The sequence below is a fragment of the Halomonas sp. N3-2A genome (assembly GCF_002216165.1).
Taxonomy (GTDB): domain Bacteria; phylum Pseudomonadota; class Gammaproteobacteria; order Pseudomonadales; family Halomonadaceae; genus Vreelandella.
This window is the reverse complement of the sequence record NZ_CP022286.1, coordinates 4,579,417-4,596,370: the sequence shown is the minus strand read 5'-3', so window position 1 is coordinate 4,596,370 and position 16,954 is coordinate 4,579,417. Positions and strand designations below refer to the sequence as shown.

15 protein-coding genes are annotated in these 16,954 nt (G+C 53.4%); 8 read left to right on the top strand and 7 right to left on the bottom strand.

Annotated features, from left to right (window positions below):
* Positions 1 to 28: 28 nt before the first annotated feature.
* The 4 genes from dctP to CEK60_RS21195 are packed head-to-tail and all read right to left on the bottom strand — an operon-like array spanning position 29 to position 4,507.
* Complete coding sequence (gene dctP, locus CEK60_RS21210) at positions 29 to 1,033, bottom strand: TRAP transporter substrate-binding protein DctP (RefSeq protein ID WP_089040703.1); 1,005 nt, start codon at positions 1,031 to 1,033, stop codon at positions 29 to 31.
* A 22-nt stretch (positions 1,034 to 1,055) separates the two neighbouring features.
* A complete protein-coding gene (gene accC, locus CEK60_RS21205; RefSeq protein WP_089040702.1) occupies positions 1,056 to 2,408 on the bottom strand; it encodes an acetyl-CoA carboxylase biotin carboxylase subunit in 1,353 nt (450 codons plus the stop codon).
* A gap of 28 nt (positions 2,409 to 2,436) precedes the next feature.
* On the bottom strand, positions 2,437 to 2,964 hold the full coding sequence (gene accB / locus CEK60_RS21200) for an acetyl-CoA carboxylase biotin carboxyl carrier protein (protein ID WP_089040701.1): 528 nt from the start codon (positions 2,962 to 2,964) through the stop codon (positions 2,437 to 2,439).
* A 25-nt stretch (positions 2,965 to 2,989) separates the two neighbouring features.
* The gene (locus CEK60_RS21195) at positions 2,990 to 4,507 is read right to left on the bottom strand and encodes a pyruvate carboxylase subunit B (protein WP_198361413.1); all 1,518 of its coding nucleotides are present in this window, start codon (positions 4,505 to 4,507) and stop codon (positions 2,990 to 2,992) included.
* Between the two features lie 333 nt (positions 4,508 to 4,840).
* Here CEK60_RS21195 and CEK60_RS21190 point away from each other — a divergent pair, with 333 nt between their 5' ends.
* From CEK60_RS21190 to CEK60_RS21155, 8 genes are all read left to right on the top strand, one after another.
* On the top strand, positions 4,841 to 6,049 hold the full coding sequence (locus tag CEK60_RS21190) for an acetyl-CoA C-acetyltransferase (RefSeq protein WP_089040699.1): 1,209 nt from the start codon (positions 4,841 to 4,843) through the stop codon (positions 6,047 to 6,049).
* Positions 6,050 to 6,060: 11 nt separating this feature from the next.
* On the top strand, positions 6,061 to 8,211 hold the full coding sequence (locus CEK60_RS21185; RefSeq protein ID WP_089040698.1) for a 3-hydroxyacyl-CoA dehydrogenase NAD-binding domain-containing protein: 2,151 nt from the start codon (positions 6,061 to 6,063) through the stop codon (positions 8,209 to 8,211).
* 1 nt (position 8,212) lies between these two features.
* Entirely contained in the window at positions 8,213 to 9,370 is a 1,158-nt protein-coding gene (locus CEK60_RS21180) for an acyl-CoA dehydrogenase family protein (protein ID WP_089040697.1), read from the top strand.
* A gap of 54 nt (positions 9,371 to 9,424) precedes the next feature.
* Positions 9,425 to 10,186 (top strand): SDR family oxidoreductase, encoded by a 762-nt coding sequence (locus tag CEK60_RS21175; protein ID WP_089040696.1) that lies wholly within the window; start codon positions 9,425 to 9,427, stop codon positions 10,184 to 10,186.
* Positions 10,183 to 11,301 (top strand): CaiB/BaiF CoA transferase family protein, encoded by a 1,119-nt coding sequence (locus CEK60_RS21170; protein WP_089040695.1) that lies wholly within the window; start codon positions 10,183 to 10,185, stop codon positions 11,299 to 11,301. The genes CEK60_RS21175 and CEK60_RS21170 overlap by 4 nt, the downstream gene beginning before the upstream one ends.
* Before the next feature lie 11 nt (positions 11,302 to 11,312).
* Entirely contained in the window at positions 11,313 to 12,080 is a 768-nt protein-coding gene (locus CEK60_RS21165) for an enoyl-CoA hydratase/isomerase family protein (RefSeq protein ID WP_089040694.1), read from the top strand.
* Between the two features lie 29 nt (positions 12,081 to 12,109).
* Positions 12,110 to 13,174 carry an OmpP1/FadL family transporter gene (locus tag CEK60_RS21160; protein ID WP_157698069.1) on the top strand — a complete coding sequence of 355 codons (1,065 nt, stop codon included), beginning with the start codon at positions 12,110 to 12,112 and terminating at the stop codon, positions 13,172 to 13,174.
* A 190-nt stretch (positions 13,175 to 13,364) separates the two neighbouring features.
* Entirely contained in the window at positions 13,365 to 13,964 is a 600-nt protein-coding gene (locus tag CEK60_RS21155) for a TetR/AcrR family transcriptional regulator (RefSeq protein ID WP_089040692.1), read from the top strand.
* 44 nt (positions 13,965 to 14,008) lie between these two features.
* Here the strand turns inward: CEK60_RS21155 and CEK60_RS21150 are convergent, their stop codons facing one another.
* From CEK60_RS21150 to CEK60_RS21140, 3 genes are all read right to left on the bottom strand, one after another.
* A complete protein-coding gene (locus CEK60_RS21150) occupies positions 14,009 to 14,524 on the bottom strand; it encodes a DUF4334 domain-containing protein (RefSeq protein WP_198361412.1) in 516 nt (171 codons plus the stop codon).
* Positions 14,525 to 14,593: 69 nt separating this feature from the next.
* Positions 14,594 to 16,003: a coniferyl aldehyde dehydrogenase gene (locus CEK60_RS21145; protein ID WP_089040690.1), complete on the bottom strand. Its 1,410-nt coding sequence runs from the start codon at positions 16,001 to 16,003 to the stop codon at positions 14,594 to 14,596.
* A gap of 15 nt (positions 16,004 to 16,018) precedes the next feature.
* Entirely contained in the window at positions 16,019 to 16,945 is a 927-nt protein-coding gene (locus CEK60_RS21140) for an alpha/beta hydrolase (RefSeq protein WP_157698068.1), read from the bottom strand.
* Positions 16,946 to 16,954: the final 9 nt, after the last annotated feature.

Here is a 16,954-nt window from a genome sequence, read left to right as displayed (position 1 = left end):
GAAAAACCCAGCCATAAGATGGCCGCTATTAGTAAGACATATCAGCTGATTTTGCCAATTCACGTAATTTCCGAGCATCATCACCACTTTGCTCTTCAGCTACTTTCCATACGCCTTCAGCCCACAGGCGCTCATGATCGTCAGATTCAGCTTGGCTAAAAGAAGTAATCTGAACCCCATTATTCTTAAGAAAATCTGCTTCTTTTTGTTGCAACGCATCAAAATGGGCAACAGAATCAACTTCAATTTGCTTACCAGCTTCGACAAGCACTTCTTGAGCAGCGGTATCTAATGAGTTCCAGCGATCAAGATTCATAAAAATCATTACGCCGACTTGTCCAAATTCGGGATCCGTCATGTAGCCAATAATTTCGTGCCATTGAAGATCACTAGCGCCAGTCAACCCCCAGGCGGCACCATCAATAACGCCGCGTTGCAATGCTGTATAAATATCTGTCACGGGCATATTTACTTGAGCACCACCAAGCTCTTCGATCATAGATTGGTATGAAACCGTCCCGCGAATACGGCGCCCTTCCAGTCCTGGCTCTCCTGTAATAGGATCACGAAGATAAAAACGGAAGCCCTTTGTACCAGTAGATGGCGCTGAGATAAGCTTTAGCCCACGCTCTTGATAATGCTCATCAATATAATCAATGATACCTTCCTCGCGACGTTCAATAGGATTTACGTCGATAGCATCAATAGAAAGGCCTACCCCGGTTGTTCCGGAGTGATAAGCTGGATGTGTAAATAGCAAATCGAATGCCCCAGCTTGAACAGGCTGCAGCTGCTCAAATGCAGGCACTACATCAGGCCCATGTACGTTAATCCGTACACTGCCACTAGATAATTCATCTACCCTATCAATAAACGCAGGACCAATTTCTCTGTACCAAGCAAAGTTTGAAGGATACCCAGCCAGCATACTAAGCTCCTGAGCTTCAATTTCTGAAGATAATCCAGCAACTGAAGTACTTGCGACAGCAATTAAGATTGCGCAGTGCTTAATTTTATTTTTTAGCTTTTTCATACATTATCTCTTATTTTTTAAATTATTTTTCGAGTAGACTTGATACAAAGGCCGTATTGAAATCTCCAGACTTAAAGCTCTCACTATTAATTAGTTCGCTATGAAAGCTGGCTGTTGTCTTGACACCTTCGACCTTCATTTCAGATAAGGCTCGCGTCATCCTAATAATGGCTTCATTACGATCAGTTCCCCAGCAGATCAACTTGCCGATCATAGAGTCATAATAGGGAGGGATTTTATAGCCACTTACTAAGTGGCTATCCATGCGGATGCCAAAACCACCTGGTGGTCGATAGTAATTAATAGTGCCTGGACAAGGCATAAATCCGTTCTGCGGGTCTTCAGCATTAAGACGGCACTCTATCGAATGGCCATACAGCACGACATCTTTTTGCTTACACTTCAACTGCTGACCATCTGCGATCTTTATTTGCTCTTTAATAATATCAATTCCCGTAATCATTTCAGACACAGGGTGCTCAACCTGAACACGAGTATTCATTTCGATAAAATAAAATTTCTTATCTATATTGTCGAAAACATACTCTACTGTTCCAGCACTTTTATAGTTAACTTTTTCAGCCAAGCGTACAGCAGACTTGCATAGATCTTCACGCTGATCAGCGCTTAGTGCTGGCGATGGAGCCTCTTCGACTAACTTCTGGTTCCTGCGCTGGGCGGTACAGTCACGCTCGCCAAGATGAATACAGTTAATACCATCAGAAAGTAATTGAACTTCAATATGACGGATATCTATTAAATATTTTTCGATATAAACAGATGAGTCACCAAAAGCAACTTCAGCCTCAGACATTATTTCATTCAAATCTTGCTCTAAGGTCTCTCTTGAATTGACAACTCTCATTCCTCGACCACCACCCCCTGCAGAAGCTTTGATAAGGAGTGGAAAACCGATTTTTTGTGCTATTTCCAACGCTTTTTCAGGCTCTCTCACAGCTCCATCAGAACCCGGTATTGTAGGAACTGAGGCAGAATCAGCTATTTTTCTAGCCTCTATTTTATCTCCCATTTTGCTAATTATGTCAGCAGATGGCCCAATAAAAACTATTTCATTTTCTTCACATTTTTTTGCAAAATCTGCTTTTTCTGAAAGAAATCCATAACCAGGATGAATAGCATCTACGCCAAATGCTAACGCTGCGCTAATGATTGCTTCTTGGTTCTGGTAGCTAAATTGAGCCGGTGCGGGGCCAATGCAAACGGCAGCATCAGCGAGCTGCACAGGCAACGAGTCTTTATCAGCTTCTGAATAAATAGCGACACTTTTTACATCGAGCTCCTTACAAGCTCGAATTACCCGGAGCGCTATCTCTCCACGGTTAGCTATCATAACGCTTTTTATTTTTTTCAACATGGGCGGCACCATTTAACCAAGAAGAGAATCATACTTTCTCAATAAGCATTATGGGCTGACCAAATTCAACCGGCTGCTGATCTTCTACGTAAATTTCTTTTATTCGACCATCTACTTTAGCTTCTAAATTATTCATCAACTTCATTACTTCGATAATGCAAACAATTGATTTTGGACTCACCTGCTGCCCTACCTCAACGAAAGCAGGAGCTCCTGGCTTTGGTGATTTATAGAAAGTGCCCACCATGGGCGCTTTGATTAAAACCTCATTCTCACCAACCGTCACTTCACATGCCGGTGCTGCTGGACTTTCAATCGGCACACTTACCGAGTCTTTAACCTCAATTTTTTCTTGCGAACTGGAGCTAGACGCGACTGGTGCTGGCATTGGTGCTACAGGCGCTTGAGAAGTGACATCGCGGTTAGTATTTTCATTACGACTAATAAAAAAATCTAACCCATTACATGAAAGCGATAGCTCACGGATATCGCCACTCTCTTTAACCCACTTAGTTAGTTGTTTCAAATCATTAAGGCTGATATCTAAGTCTTTCATTACAGTTTTTCCTTCTATAATTATTTTAACGTGAAATTGAAACTTTCAGATTACCAGTGGACAAACTGACTCGTTTTTCATCTCCGCCAGCAAAGTCTTTGATGAAAGCAATAAGTTCACCACTATAGACATCTCCAGACTCGCCATTGGTAATTGCGTCTTTCATTGCATCAACTTGATTACCCGCGAACATAGCACGCAGCAATAGTTCATCTTTTGTTGCGTTTGGATACTGCTGGGCAAGATCACCCATCATTGGTTTAGGTAATGTTGGTTTCTCACTGATCTCCGATGATCCATTTTTAAGTATCTTTTTGTAGACATCTGGATCAACTGGCCCTAACAGGCGCCCATAATAACCAAGGACATACTTTTTAATTTCATTCGGCACAGTGCCATAGCGCTCACCCGAGATAACGTTCATTACTGCTTGTGTTCCCACAAACTGGGCAAAGGGAGTAATCATAATTGGCCATGCCAATTCTTTTCTTACTTTAGCAATTTCCTCTAATAACTCTTCATACCGTTCCCCCAAGCCCGCCGTTTCTAGCTGAGCATGAAAGTTTGATAACATCCCTCCTGGCAGTTGGTGTTTGTAATGTAAGGGGTTATATTCTGCAGGCTTACCTTCTGGCTTTCCTTCGACTTCACAAATATGTTTAAAGTAGCGGCTGACTTCATCGATTTTTTCATCGTCAACATTGACTATGTAACCAAGCTCTCGCAATGATTTGACGATTGTCTGAGTAGCAGGTTGCCCAGCTCCATTTGACAACGGAGAAATAGATGTGTGTAGAAGGTCACATCCAAGCTCGACAGCTTCTAAATATACGACTGGGCACAATGAGGTTAAACAGTGGCTATGAAGCTCAAGTGGGCGATCGCCAATGACTTTCTTAACAGCAGGTACTAAAGTACGAATTCGCTCTGGAGTAAGTAACCCTCCAGCGTCTTTGAGCATGATTGCGTCTACATCTGCTTGTTCAATTAACTCAATAGCAGTATTTACAAAAAGCTCATCTGTGTGTACTGGGCTTTCGCAAAAAGAAAGTGCACCAAATGTATAAGCCCCTAGCTTCTTAGCACGCTTTAAACAACGGGCAATATTAGAAACGTCATTCAATCCGTCAAACGCTCCAATAACTCTAAACCCGTTGTTAAACAACTGGTCAACCCACCCATCAATAACATCATCAGGAAGGAAGTCGAATGAGGCGATATTTTTGGAACGAATAAGCGCACGAAAATTTGTTTCAGGCGCAGCCTTATGTAGTTCTCTTACTCTCTCCCAAGGGTCTTCTTTTAAGTAACGTACTGAAACATCAAACTGAATAGGTGCCATCATATCAATATGGTGGAAGCCAATTTTATTCATTGTTTCTGCGATACCCAGCATGTGATCAGTGCGCATGCGCGTTGCCCAAAGGCTTTGGTGAGCATCTCGAAAAGTTGTATCTATAATTTTAATTTCGCGCTGACTATTTTTGGGGCGCCCCCCCTCCCCAAAAATAGTAGCAATACTTTTGTATTGTTCTTTGCTCATTATTCTCTCGCCCATATCTAATATTATTTGCTTACTTTCAAGTCCACCTTCGAGTGTATTTATACTCGCACAATGAACACTAATGTTCAAAATAGATCACAACTGTTCTTTAGTCTAATCCTCAACCCGCTCTGTAAGCGTGGCTATCCCTTAGCCCACGCCAACGCACTATCGCGCCCTTACGAACCCCATGATCCGGGCTTCCACTGGAATTATTGACGTAATAGCGACGGATCAAAATTAAACACATGTGTTTATAATTGACATATTATGTTTATTTTAGCTATAAAGTGTCAACTGCAGCCAAAGCCCCTCGCACGAAGAGAGAGCAAGATGACCGAGACCGTATATGTTTACGATGCCATCAGAACGCCGCGATCAAAGGGAAAACCGGACGGTGCGTTGAACGAGGTTAAGCCCATCAATCTTGTCACGACATTGCTGAAAGAGATGCAGCACCGTCACGACCTGGACACGTCACGTGTCGACGATGTGGTACTGGGCTGTGTCAGCCCTGTACGGGAACAGGGAGCCGTTCTGCCAAAAATTGCACTGCAAAAAGCCGGGTGGGATGAGAGCGTGCCAGGCGCGCAGGTCAACCGCTTCTGTGCGTCTGGTCTGGACACGTTCAATGCAGCGGCCTCGCGGGTCGCTTCTGGCTGGGAAGACCTAATTTGCGCTGGCGGCTACGAAAGCATGAGCCGTGTGCCCATGGGCAGCGACGGCGGGCCTTTTTCCGAAGATCCGGAAACGGTGCTTGCCACCGGCTTCGTACCGCAAGGCATCGGCGCTGACCTGATTGCCACCCTCGATGGCTACAGTCGCGAGGATGTCGATGAGCTGGCGGTCAAGAGCCAGAAAAAAGCCGCTGCCGCTCAGCAGGCCGGCTACTTCGATAAGTCCGTCGTGCCGGTGCGCGACGAGAATGGTCTGATCGTGCTCGAGCGCGACGATTTCATCAAACCGCACACCGACATTCAGACCCTTGGCGCGCTTAAACCCAGCTTTGCCGGGATGGGGAGATACGGATACGACGCCGTGGCGCTCGCAAAGTACACCGATGTGGAACGGATCAACCACGTTCACACCCCTGGCAATAGCTCTGGAATCGTGGACGGTGCATCGCTGGTGATGGTCGGCAACGCACAGGTTGGCAAAGATCTGGGGCTGACGCCTCGCGCCCGAGTGCTCTCGGTTGCCGTCACAGCGAGCGAGCCTACGATCATGCTGACCGGCCCCGGTCCCGCGGCCAAAAAGGCACTGGCCAAGGCCGGGCTGACCGCAGAAGACATCGATCTGGTGGAAATCAATGAAGCCTTCGCATCAGTGGTGCTGCGCCTCCAAAAAGATCTGCACGTGCCCGATGAAAAGCTCAACGTCGTCGGCGGCGCGATCGCTATGGGGCATCCCTTAGGGGCGACTGGATCAGTGTTGGTTTCCACCATGATTGATGAACTGGAGCGCCGCCACCTAAAGCGTGCGCTGATCTGCATGTGTGTGGGCGGTGGAATGGGCATCGCCTCAATAATCGAGCGCGTTTGAGGAGCAGAGGCATGAGCGAATACACCTATGAAAAAGACGCCGACGGTATCGTAACGGCAACCTTTGACGCCTCAGACAAAGCCGCAAACACCATGACCATGGCTTGGCTGGACGCCATGTTCGAGTTGATCGAGCGGCTGAAGGCCGAACAGGGGCTGACCGGGGTCGTGCTCACCTCGGCCAAAAAGACCTTCTTTGCCGGTGGCGACCTGGAGGACATCCTCGCCAATGACATGAGCCCGCAAGAGCTCATGGACTACATCGAACGAAACAAGGCCCCTTTCCGGTTGCTAGAAAAACTTCCGGTGCCCGTAGTGGCGGCGATCAACGGAGCGGCTCTCGGTGGCGGATACGAGATGTGCCTCGCCTGCAATCACCGAATCGTCGTGAACCATCCCAAGGCCGTCGTCGGCCTGCCCGAGGTTCAACTGGGCTTGCTGCCCGGTGCCGGTGGTGTGGTGCGCCTGACCGCTAAACTGGGGTTGGAAAAAGCCCTTCCGCTGCTCCTTGAAGGCAAGCAGTTGCGTCCGACAGCCGCGCTCGAACTTGGGCTGGTTGAGCAGGTCGTGGACACGCTTGACGCCTTGATCCCAGCCGCCAAAGCATGGGTCAAGGCCAACCCCGAGGCGCATGTGCAGCCATGGGACCAAAAGGGGTTCAGTTATCCCGGCGGCGGCGCCGATGCCCCCAATGTGCGCATGGCAGCAACGATGGCGCCGACCATGCTCTTCAACAAGACCCGCGGGTTAATGCCTGCACCGGAAAAGATCGTGGATATCGCAGTCAATTCGATGCGGATGGGTTTCGACAGCGCCTTGCGCGCCGAAAGCCGCGGCATCGTCGCTCTGATCCCGACACCAGAATGTAAGGCAGCGATCTCGACCTTCTTCTTCGGCATACAAGCGGTGAAATCGGGCGCCATCCGTCCGGAAGGCTCAGAGTTTCGCTTCGAGAGTACCGCCGTTTTGGGGGCCGGCATGATGGGTGCTGGGATTGCTTGGATCAACGCATTTAAGGGCATTCACACAGTGCTGACGGATATTCGCATTGAGAACGCCGAACAGGGCAAGACCAATGCAGAGACACTGGCCAACAAACTGATCGCCCGTAAACGCATAACAGAAGCTGAAAAGAATAAGCTGCTAGGGCTTATCCAACCCTCGGAGGATCACCGCGATCTCGAGGGTGTTGAGATCATCATCGAAGCGGTCTCTGAAGACATCAATATAAAAGAGCAAGTAATCGGCGCTACCTTTGGCAGATTATCCACAACAGGGTTCTATGCCTCCAATACCTCCTCGCTGCCGATCTCAGTTCTGGCGGAGTTCTGCCCTGATCCAAGCCGCTTCATCGGTCTGCACTTCTTCAGCCCAGTCGACAAGATGAAGATTGTCGAGATTATCTGCGGCGCAAAGACCAGCACCGAGACACTGCGCAAAGCCTATGACTATGTCGCTAAGATCGGCTATCTGCCGATCGTGGTGAATGACGCCCGAGGCTTCTTCACCAGCCGGGTCTTCGCGACTTATCTCGATGAAGGTTTACAACTACTCCAGGACGGTGTTGCTCCGATTGAGATCGAACGAGCAGGCTGGAAGGTGGGCATGCCAGTCGGCCCGCTGGCGGTCCATGATGAAGTATCAATGGAGCTAACCCGCAAGGCATTTGTCACCCACCAGGAACTTGATCAGCGCCTGGGCGAGGAGTCGGCATTCGGCCAGCACAACACGGCAACCCAACGCATCGGGACAATGATGTGCGAGATGGGCCGCCGAGGCCGTAACTGGGATGGTGCCGGCTTCTACGACTACCACGCCGATGGCAGCAAATCGCTGTGGAAAGGACTCGATCAGTTCATGATTGAGGATCGCGGCGTTTCCCTGAGCGATGCGATGGATCGGCTGATGTACCGTCAGGCGATCGAAACCCTACGCTGCCTCGATGAAGGGGTGCTAAACACCGAGGTGGAAGGCAATGTGGGCTCGATATTTGCCATCGGCTTCCCTGCTCATACTGGCGGCGCGCTGCAATTTATCAAAGGCATCGGCCCTGCCACATTCAAGGCGCGAGCCGATGAGTTAGCCGCCCAGTATGGCGAACGCTTTAGCGTGACACATGCCCAGCTAGGTCGCCTGCGCGGCATTTTGAAAGAGGCGGCTTGAGATGCTTGATCGCCCTCTATTCAACGAAGAGCACCATATGTTCCGCGACTCTGTCCGGAAGTGGGCCGAAGATGAGGTTGTGCCGCACCATGACACATGGCAACAGGCCGGCATGGTCAGCCGCGACGTCTGGGAGTCCGCCGGAAAACAGGGCTACCTCGCCATGTATGCAGAGGAGGAGTACGGCGGCCTGGGTCTGGATGATTTCCGCTTTGATCAGATTCTGATAGAGGAACTGACGTGGCGTGAAGCGGGACTTTTCATTCCTCTGCATAACCGAGTGGTCGGTCCCTATTTCCGCAAGTTCGCGACGCCCGAGCAGAAGGCCCGCTTCTTTCCAGGAATCGTCGCGGGCACCAATATCCTTGCCATCGCCATTAGCGAGCCAGGAACGGGCTCGGACGTCGCGGGCATCCGGTCGCGGGCCGAGAACAAAGGCGATCACTGGCTGCTGAACGGTGCCAAGACGTTCATATCCAACGGCATTCTGGCCGACACGGTAATCGTTGCCGCACGTACGGACCCCCAAAACGCGAGGTCGCTAGGGTTATTCCTGGTGGAGGCTGGCATGCCGGGTTTCACGCGCGGACGCAAACTCGCAAAGCTTGGCCTGCACTCGCAGGATACGGCCGAACTGTTCTTCGATGATGTAAAAATCCCGAAAGAGAACGTGCTGGGCGATCCGACCCAGGGCTTCAAAGCGATGATGGTGGGCCTGGCCGAGGAGCGGCTGACCGGAGCGGCATCTTATGTCGCACGGGCCGAGCGCGCCTTTGAGGTGACGCTTGCGTACATCAAAGACCGCAATGCCTTTGGACGTCCGATCGGCAGCTTTCAGAACAGCCGCTTCAAGATGGCCGAAATGCGTACGCAACTGGATGCCGCTCAAGTCTTCGTCGATCACTGCACGGCGATGCATCTGGAGGGCAAGTTAACCGCAGATCTAGCGGCACAAGCCAAGCTGCTCACCTCCGAGACCGAGGGACGGGTCGTGGACGAATGCCTGCAGCTACATGGCGGTGCCGGCTACATGCGGGAATACGAGATATCCCGCCACTACGCGGATGCGCGGATCAGCCGGATCTATGCTGGCACATCGGAAATCATGAAGGAAATCATCGGTCGCAGCCTCGGCCTTGACGAACGTGGCATGAGGTAGCGTGCCTTTAACTGTTTTTTTAGGCGTTACCCAAGTCAATTAGGAGTACGTAACATGCAGCTCAAGCATACAGTGACAGCCATTACCGGCGGTGCATCGGGGCTAGGAGAAGCCTGCGTTAGAGACCTCGTCGCCCACGGCAGCAAGGTCGCAATCTTCGATCTGAATACTGAACAGGGCACGGCACTGGCCGAAGAGCTGGGGCCAGATGCCCTCTTCTGCGCGGTCGATGTGACCAATGAGGAGAGTGTTGCTGCGGGGTTTGATGCGGTGGAGGCAGCGTTCAGTCGGGTATCAGCCGTCATCAATTGCGCCGGGGTCGCGATTGCCGTCAAAACCCTGGGGCGCGATGGGCCGCACGCCTTGTCGGCCTATCGCAAGGTGCTCGACATCAATCTGGTCGGTAGCTTCAATGTTGCTCGTCTTGCTGCCCAACGTATGCAAAATAACACTCTAAATGACGACGGCGAGGCCGGTGTCATTGTCAACATGGCCTCGGTGGCCGCCTACGACGGCCAGAAGGGGCAGGCAGCCTACTCCTCCTCCAAAGGGGGGATCGCGGCGATGACCTTGCCCATGGCGCGCGATCTGTCGAGCTACGGTATACGTGTCAATACGGTCGCCCCGGGACTCTTTTTGACCCCCATGATGGCCTCGCTGCCCGAGGCGGCGCAGATGTCGCTCGCTCAACAGCCACTGTTGCCCAAACGCCTGGGCAAACCTTCCGAACTTGCCCACCTCGTGCGGTTCATAATTGAAAATCCCTATATCAATGGTGAGGTGGTGCGTCTGGATGGCGGAGTACGTCTGCCATGAGTGGTCCGCTGACAGGCTTGACGGTAGTCGAGTTCACTGGGCTCGGACCAGCACCGTTGGCCGGGCAATTGCTCGCGGACCTCGGGGCGGACGTGATCGCCGTTGATCGGAAGTCAGGGCCTGTTGACAAGACCGACATCAATCGCCGAGGCAAACGCTCCATCGCCGTTGACCTAAAGTCGGCGAAAGGGCGCGCCGCTATCCGCCAGGTCATCGATGGTGCGGATGTTCTGATAGAGGGGTTCCGCCCTGGTGTGATGGAAAAACTAGGCCTTGGACCGGACGATCTGCACGACCGGTTGATCTATGCGCGGATGACCGGCTGGGGGCAGACCGGTCCTTTAGCACAGTGCGCGGGCCACGACATCAATTACCTCAGCCTGACCGGGGCGCTGCAGATGATCGGCGCGCCGGATCGACCGCCACTCCCCCCACTCAATCTGGTCGCGGATTTCGGCGGCGGCTCGATGTTTCTGGTATTTGGCATTTTAGCGGCGCTTTTTGAACGTCAGACCTCAGGCTTGGGACAGGTGATTGACGCCGCGATGGTTGACGGCGTACCCGCCATGATGGGGTTGCTGCACACGATGGCGGCTCGAGGCCAATGGCATGATACGCGAGGGCGTAACCTTCTTGACGGTAGCGCTCCCTTCTACCGCTGCTACGAGACCGCTGACGGAAAGTATATGGCGGCTGGCCCCATTGAGCCCCAGTTTTTTGCCGAGTTTTTGGAACTCGCTGACTTGCCGAAAATGGAAAGCGCCAAGCAAACCGATCCTGAGCAATGGTCCGAGATGCACGCGCATTACGAAGCGATTTTCAAGATGCGCACACAAGCTGAATGGACCAAACGCTTCGAGGGCACTGATGCCTGTGTGTCCCCAGTGTTGAATCTCGCCGAAGTCGCTGACCATCCTCACAACACTGCACGTGGGATCTTCGCCAACCATGACGGCGTCTTGCAGGCCGCCCCGGCTCCCCGCTTCAGCCGGACCCAGGCACAAGCCCTTCGATCCCCTGGTGCACCCGGCGCTGATACGGAAGCGATCCTGCGTGAGGCGGGCTTTAACGATTACAACATTGCAGCTCTGCGTAACAGCGACTGCCTGACCTGAGGAACGCCGCCATGAGCTTAGTATTGTTAGAGACGGCTGGAGCCGTCGCCACGATTACTCTGGATCGCCCGCAGGCCTATAACGCCTTTGACAAAACGATGCGCTCGGAACTCCTCCAGGCGCTAACCACGGTCGAGACGGACCCCACTCTGCGGGTTTGCATCATCAAAGGGGCTGGGCGTGGGTTTTCGGCGGGCAATGACCTGGGTGACTTTGACTATGACCCGATCTCCGACCTGATCGTCGGAGAGTATCTGCCGCTTATTGAGGCCATTCAAAACAGCCAGAAGCTTTTTATCGCTCAGCTTCACGGCAGTTGCGCAGGCATCGCCACGGCAATCGCCATGAACTGCGATTTCATCACAATGGCCGACGACAGCTCACTCTACCTGGCCTTCGCAGCGATTGGCATCGTCCCAGACGGTGGCTGCAGCTTTCAACTGATGAATGCGATGGGGTACCACCGCGCCCTGGAGGCCATCGTTGAAGGTCGTCGGATCACCGCCGACGAATGCAGGGAGTCTGGCATCGCCAATCGGGTTTTCAGCGCTGGGGTACTGGAATCCGAAACCCGCGCCTGGGCAGAGCAGCTTGCGTGCACGGCTCCCTTGGCCAACGCCGCAGCGAAAAAGCTTTTGCGCGGCATGGTTGGCCGCCCCCTTACCGACACCTTGAAGGCCGAGGCCGAAGAGCAGAATGCCCTCGTTAAATCCAACGACTTCAAACGCGGCGTATCCGCATTTCAGAAGAGAACGACCCCGTATTTCAGAGGGGACTAGCAAGACACACCAACACTGAAGGTGGAAACATGACAATAACAAATAAACCAAAAATGAATAAACTTGGAGGAGCTGCCTTCTTGGCACTCACCGCCAGCAGCGCATCAGCCGGGGGGCTTGATTTAAGTGGCCAACCGATATTGCCCCTGTTCGAACAAGGTATCTATGCCGAGCTTTCCGTTGCCAGTATCAACACGGATATCTCCGGGACCGATGTGTCTGGCCAGCCTACCGGCAAGATTAGCGAGAGGTTCTTTACCTACAAAGGCGCTTTGAAGACCGATGCGACAGAACGCTTGTCGCTCGCCGTCCTATGGGATCAGCCGTTCTATGGTCAAAGTAAGTACGGTGCCGGCCTGTTCAGCGGGCTGGACGCTAATCTAGACAGTCAGGCACTGACCTTTGCTGCACGCTACAAGTTCAATGATCGCTACAGCGTCTATGCTGGGCCGCGGATTCAGCAAATGAAAGCTGATGCGTCCTTCCCACTCTTCGGCTACTCTCTGGATACCAGCACAGAGACCGACCTGGGGTATGTAGTGGGCGCTGCCTTCGAGATCCCTGAGTATCACACGCTAGTCGCATTGACCTATCACTCCAGCATCACCCACTCGCTGGAGGCGACAGAGAGCGGCATCAACTCAGGAGCGTTCGATATTGTGTGGCCCGAGTCCTACACCCTCGATTTCCGGGCACCAGTCAGCCAGTCAACCCTGCTATTCGGTAGCATTCGCCATACCAAATGGGATGGGTATGATATCAGCCCTCCGATATTTTCCGCAGATGGATCGTCAATTCTGGCCCTTGAAGATGATACCACCACCTACAGACTGGGGGTGGCGCAGAAGTTCAATAACACCTGGAGCGGCCTTGTGCGCTTCACTTATGAAGCCGCCAGTGACGATGAGCAGGTGATCTTCAGCCCTTACAATGGCGTACGCGGCGTGGGGCTGGGAGCAAGTTATCAGCGCGACAAGCTACGCATCACCGCAATGGCAGACTACTTCGATCTTAAGGGTACCACCGGCCCTGTCGGAGACTTTGACGGCGACAGCGCCATAGCGGTTGGCATGCAGATCGGCTACCACTTCTGATCTCGCAGTAAGTTGGTAAATTAACGCTCCGCGACCCTTACCACGTCCAATCTGGCCGAACCTGAAGCTGGCCAGATTGGATTTTTTTGAACAACCCACTAGACTTTGGACGATAATGACCATATTTTTTATAAAGTGTTCATAATTACCCTCATCTGATAAACAATGGATAAACGTCAATGGATGATGCATGATGAATAGAGTTCAGCAGCGACTTCATAATGCCGCCCTTAAGCTCTTCGCGGAAACAGGCAGCCAGCAACTCAATGTGAGCGAACTTGCCAAAGAAGCCGGCGTTGTTCGCGGTACGGTCTACAATAACCTTTCCGACCCCGAGCGCCTGTTCGATCAGGTTGCTATACGTGTGGTCGAGGAGATGAATGAGCGGATCCACAAGCGGCTCACCGGGATTGAAGATCCGGCCGAGCAGTTCAGCATCACGCTACGTGCCCCTCTACAACGCATCATGGACGAACCCGTGTGGGGGCGCTTTCTGGTCCAGTTCGCTATTTCCAATGCCGAGTTAAACAGCTTCTGGCGTGGTGTTCCCACGACGGCGATGCTGCGCGGCATAAAACAAGGCCGGTTCGAACTGGAGCCCGCCGAGGTGGAGGCGTTTCTGACTCAGGCGGCTGGGGCGACTTTCTCCTTGATGATCCTCGTTTTAAACGGCAAGAAGACCTGGCGAGACGCTGGAGAAGAATTGGTTTTCTGGCAATTGCGTGCTCTGGGGCTGCCAACCGATGAAGCTCGCAATATCGCGAGAAAGGAACTGCCCAGCCACCTGTGAAGGTCCTGAGCAGCTTCGCCAAGATCAAACAGAGCTACAGAACCTCAGGCCTCGCGGTGCAGCTTGAAGAAATAGGGCTGATCCATCCCGCGAAAGTCCATCCAGCCCATCACAGTGTCGGCATCAAGCTGGGCAAAAATGTCGTGGATGGGTTTCGCATCATACAGCATCGCCGCATAAGGTCGGCCGCGAAACTCGATCGTGCGAAGACGTGCTTTCGGCTTTGACGTCCGCATCAACGGATAGATAATCGGGAAAAGCACGGGTGTAATCCAATCGCGAAGCGGCAGCACCTCCACCAGCGTCATGGGTATCATTGCCGGGTTGACGGCAACCCGCCCCCAGACCGGAAGCGTGTGGATCAGGGGATATACCGCTTCGTTGCTCTGGAAGTCTTTCCCATGCCAATAGGAGGCTTCCAGCAGCCCATCTCTGGGATGGTCAGTGTCGATTCCTTCCCCTCGCCAACGCCCGATCATCTGATCAGCCTTTGCTGGTGGCAGGCTGTCGAAAAGCTCGATCGCCTGCGCGGTTGTCATTTTTTCATTATTTGTTTGCATTTGCGGTTCCTCAGTGTCGCCCATATGCCGCCAGGGATTCGCGACGCGCTATCGCGCTCGATACACTTCTCAGATAATCTTTCTCAGCAGCTTGCCAGCTAACTGCTTGTAGGGACGCATCGGTGGATTGAAAATAAAGCTGGTGTTCAGCTTGGGTTGGTAAAGAACGGACTTCAGGTGGCTGAAGGTGTCGAAGCCCGTCTTGCCGTGATACGCCCCCATGCCGGACTCCCCCACCCCGCCAAAGGGCATGGTATCTACCGCAACGTGCATCATGGTCTCGTTCACGCAGGCCCCGCCGGACAGGCTTCGCGTCACCCACGCATCGCGTTCAGCTTTGTTGTCGGTGAAAATATATAGCGCCAAAGGCGATGGCCGCGCGGCAACGAAGCGCATGGCCTCGTCCTGCGAATCATAGGGAATGATCGGCAGGACTGGGCCAAAAATCTCCTCCTGCATTGCTCGGATGTCCAGCGGCGGGTCAATCAACAGCGCCGGGGCCTCCTTGCGGGTTGTCGTCTGGCGGGTATCACCCACACGAATTACTCTAACGCCACGTGCCTGGGCTTCCTCGATCATTCCCTGAAGGCGTTGCTGGTGACGGGCTGAGATAATCGCGGTGTAGTCATCGGATTGCGCCACATCCGGGAAGAATTCATTGATCACCGCAACGAGCTTGCTGGCAAAGCTATCCACTAGGTCGCGCGGCACGAGCGCGTAATCGGGAGCCACGCAGACTTGCCCGGCATTGACGGTCTTGCCGAAGGCGATGCGCTTGGCCGCATAGGCCAGATCAGCGTGTTGGCCGATAATCGCCGGGGATTTGCCGCCGAGCTCTAGTGTCACCGGGGTCAGGTTGCGCGCCGCCGTCTCGGCGACCTTGCGCCCCACCTGGGTCGAACCGGTGAACAATAGATGACCAAAAGGCAGTTCAGAGAAAGCCGCCGCCACGTCAGGGCCGCCAAGCACCACCTCAACTTCGCTTGGGTCGAACACTTCATTGATCATTTCTTTCAGCACATCGGAGGTGCACGGCGTCAGTTCAGAAGGCTTCAACATCACACGATTGCCTGCTGCGATCGCCGCAGTCATCGGGCCAGTCGCCAGATAGACGGGGAAGTTCCACGGCGAAATAACGCCCACCACGCCTTTGGGTTGCGGTATCACACGCCCTCGCCCCGGCAGCAGATGCTTGGGTGTGGCGTATCGACGTGGGCGCATCCAGTGGCGAAGATGGCGCTTATTCATACGAACATCGCCAATCGGCACTGTCACGTCGAACGCGGCTGCTTCACTGCTGCTGCGGTGGCTGAAATCCTCTTTCATTGCAGCCATGAGTGGTTCGGAGAAACGATGCAGCGCCAACTCAAGCCGCTTCAGCCGATCCCTGCGCGTCGCATAATCAGGATTCGGTTCGGACAGGTGCGCTTGCTGCATTACGCGAAACCGTTCCTGCATGCAGTGGATGGTATCTTGCATGGCTGTTGCCTCCATTCACGCATCAGGCGCGTTAAAATGTAATCTCACAAAGGCAGCGATACGATCAATTGCCGCGTCTGCCTCGGGCGAACGACCCAGATTCGTGGGCCAGATATGCGGCACGTCGGGCTGTTCGAACAGCTCCGCAGTAGCCCCGGCTTCGCGCAGGCGATCGACCATGCGGTGGCTGTCGTCACGCAACACTTCCCCAGCCCCTACCAGGATAAGGCTCGGTGGCGCGCCTTCGAATTCCCCCCTCAGCGGTGACACGCGCGGGTCCGCCGGATCGGTACCGGCCAGATACATCTTTCCGGCGCGTTTAATCCAGGACATCGGCAACATTAACTCGGACTTGCGATTGGTGGTGAAGGACTCACCGCTGAGCTCCATATCCACGAAGGGACTGATAGCGACCACGCAGCGCGGCCTCGGAAGGCCCTTGGACAAGATGTGCTGAAGCGATGAATAGACTAACCCAGCGCCCGCACTGTCCCCGGCCAGCACGATCTGGTCGCCGTCATAGCCTCTATCCAATAGGGCACGATAGGCGGTCAACGTATCGTCAAGCGCGGCCGGGAAAGGGTGCTCGGGCGCCAAGCGATACTCTGGCAGTATTGCGCGCAGGCCGCAGACACCCGCTAGTCGCGCCGCTAGATGCTTGTGGGTCGCAGCACCGCCAACGGTAAAGGCACCCCCATGCAGATAGAGGATCACCCCATCGAACCGCGGTGTTCCCTGATCGCACCACAGGGCTGGAACCGAAGCACCGGCAGCCCAAAGGTTCGTCGGCGTAAACTGCATGTCGGAATAGGTCTTGTAGGCAAAACGCGCGTAGAGGCCTGACGCTCGGCGGAGCAATGGCTGACTGCGCACGCATGCGACCAAGGGCTTTTCGAGATATCGTGCGCGGAAATTCACCACACGCTGGGCAAGGGATACCATGCTGTCTCC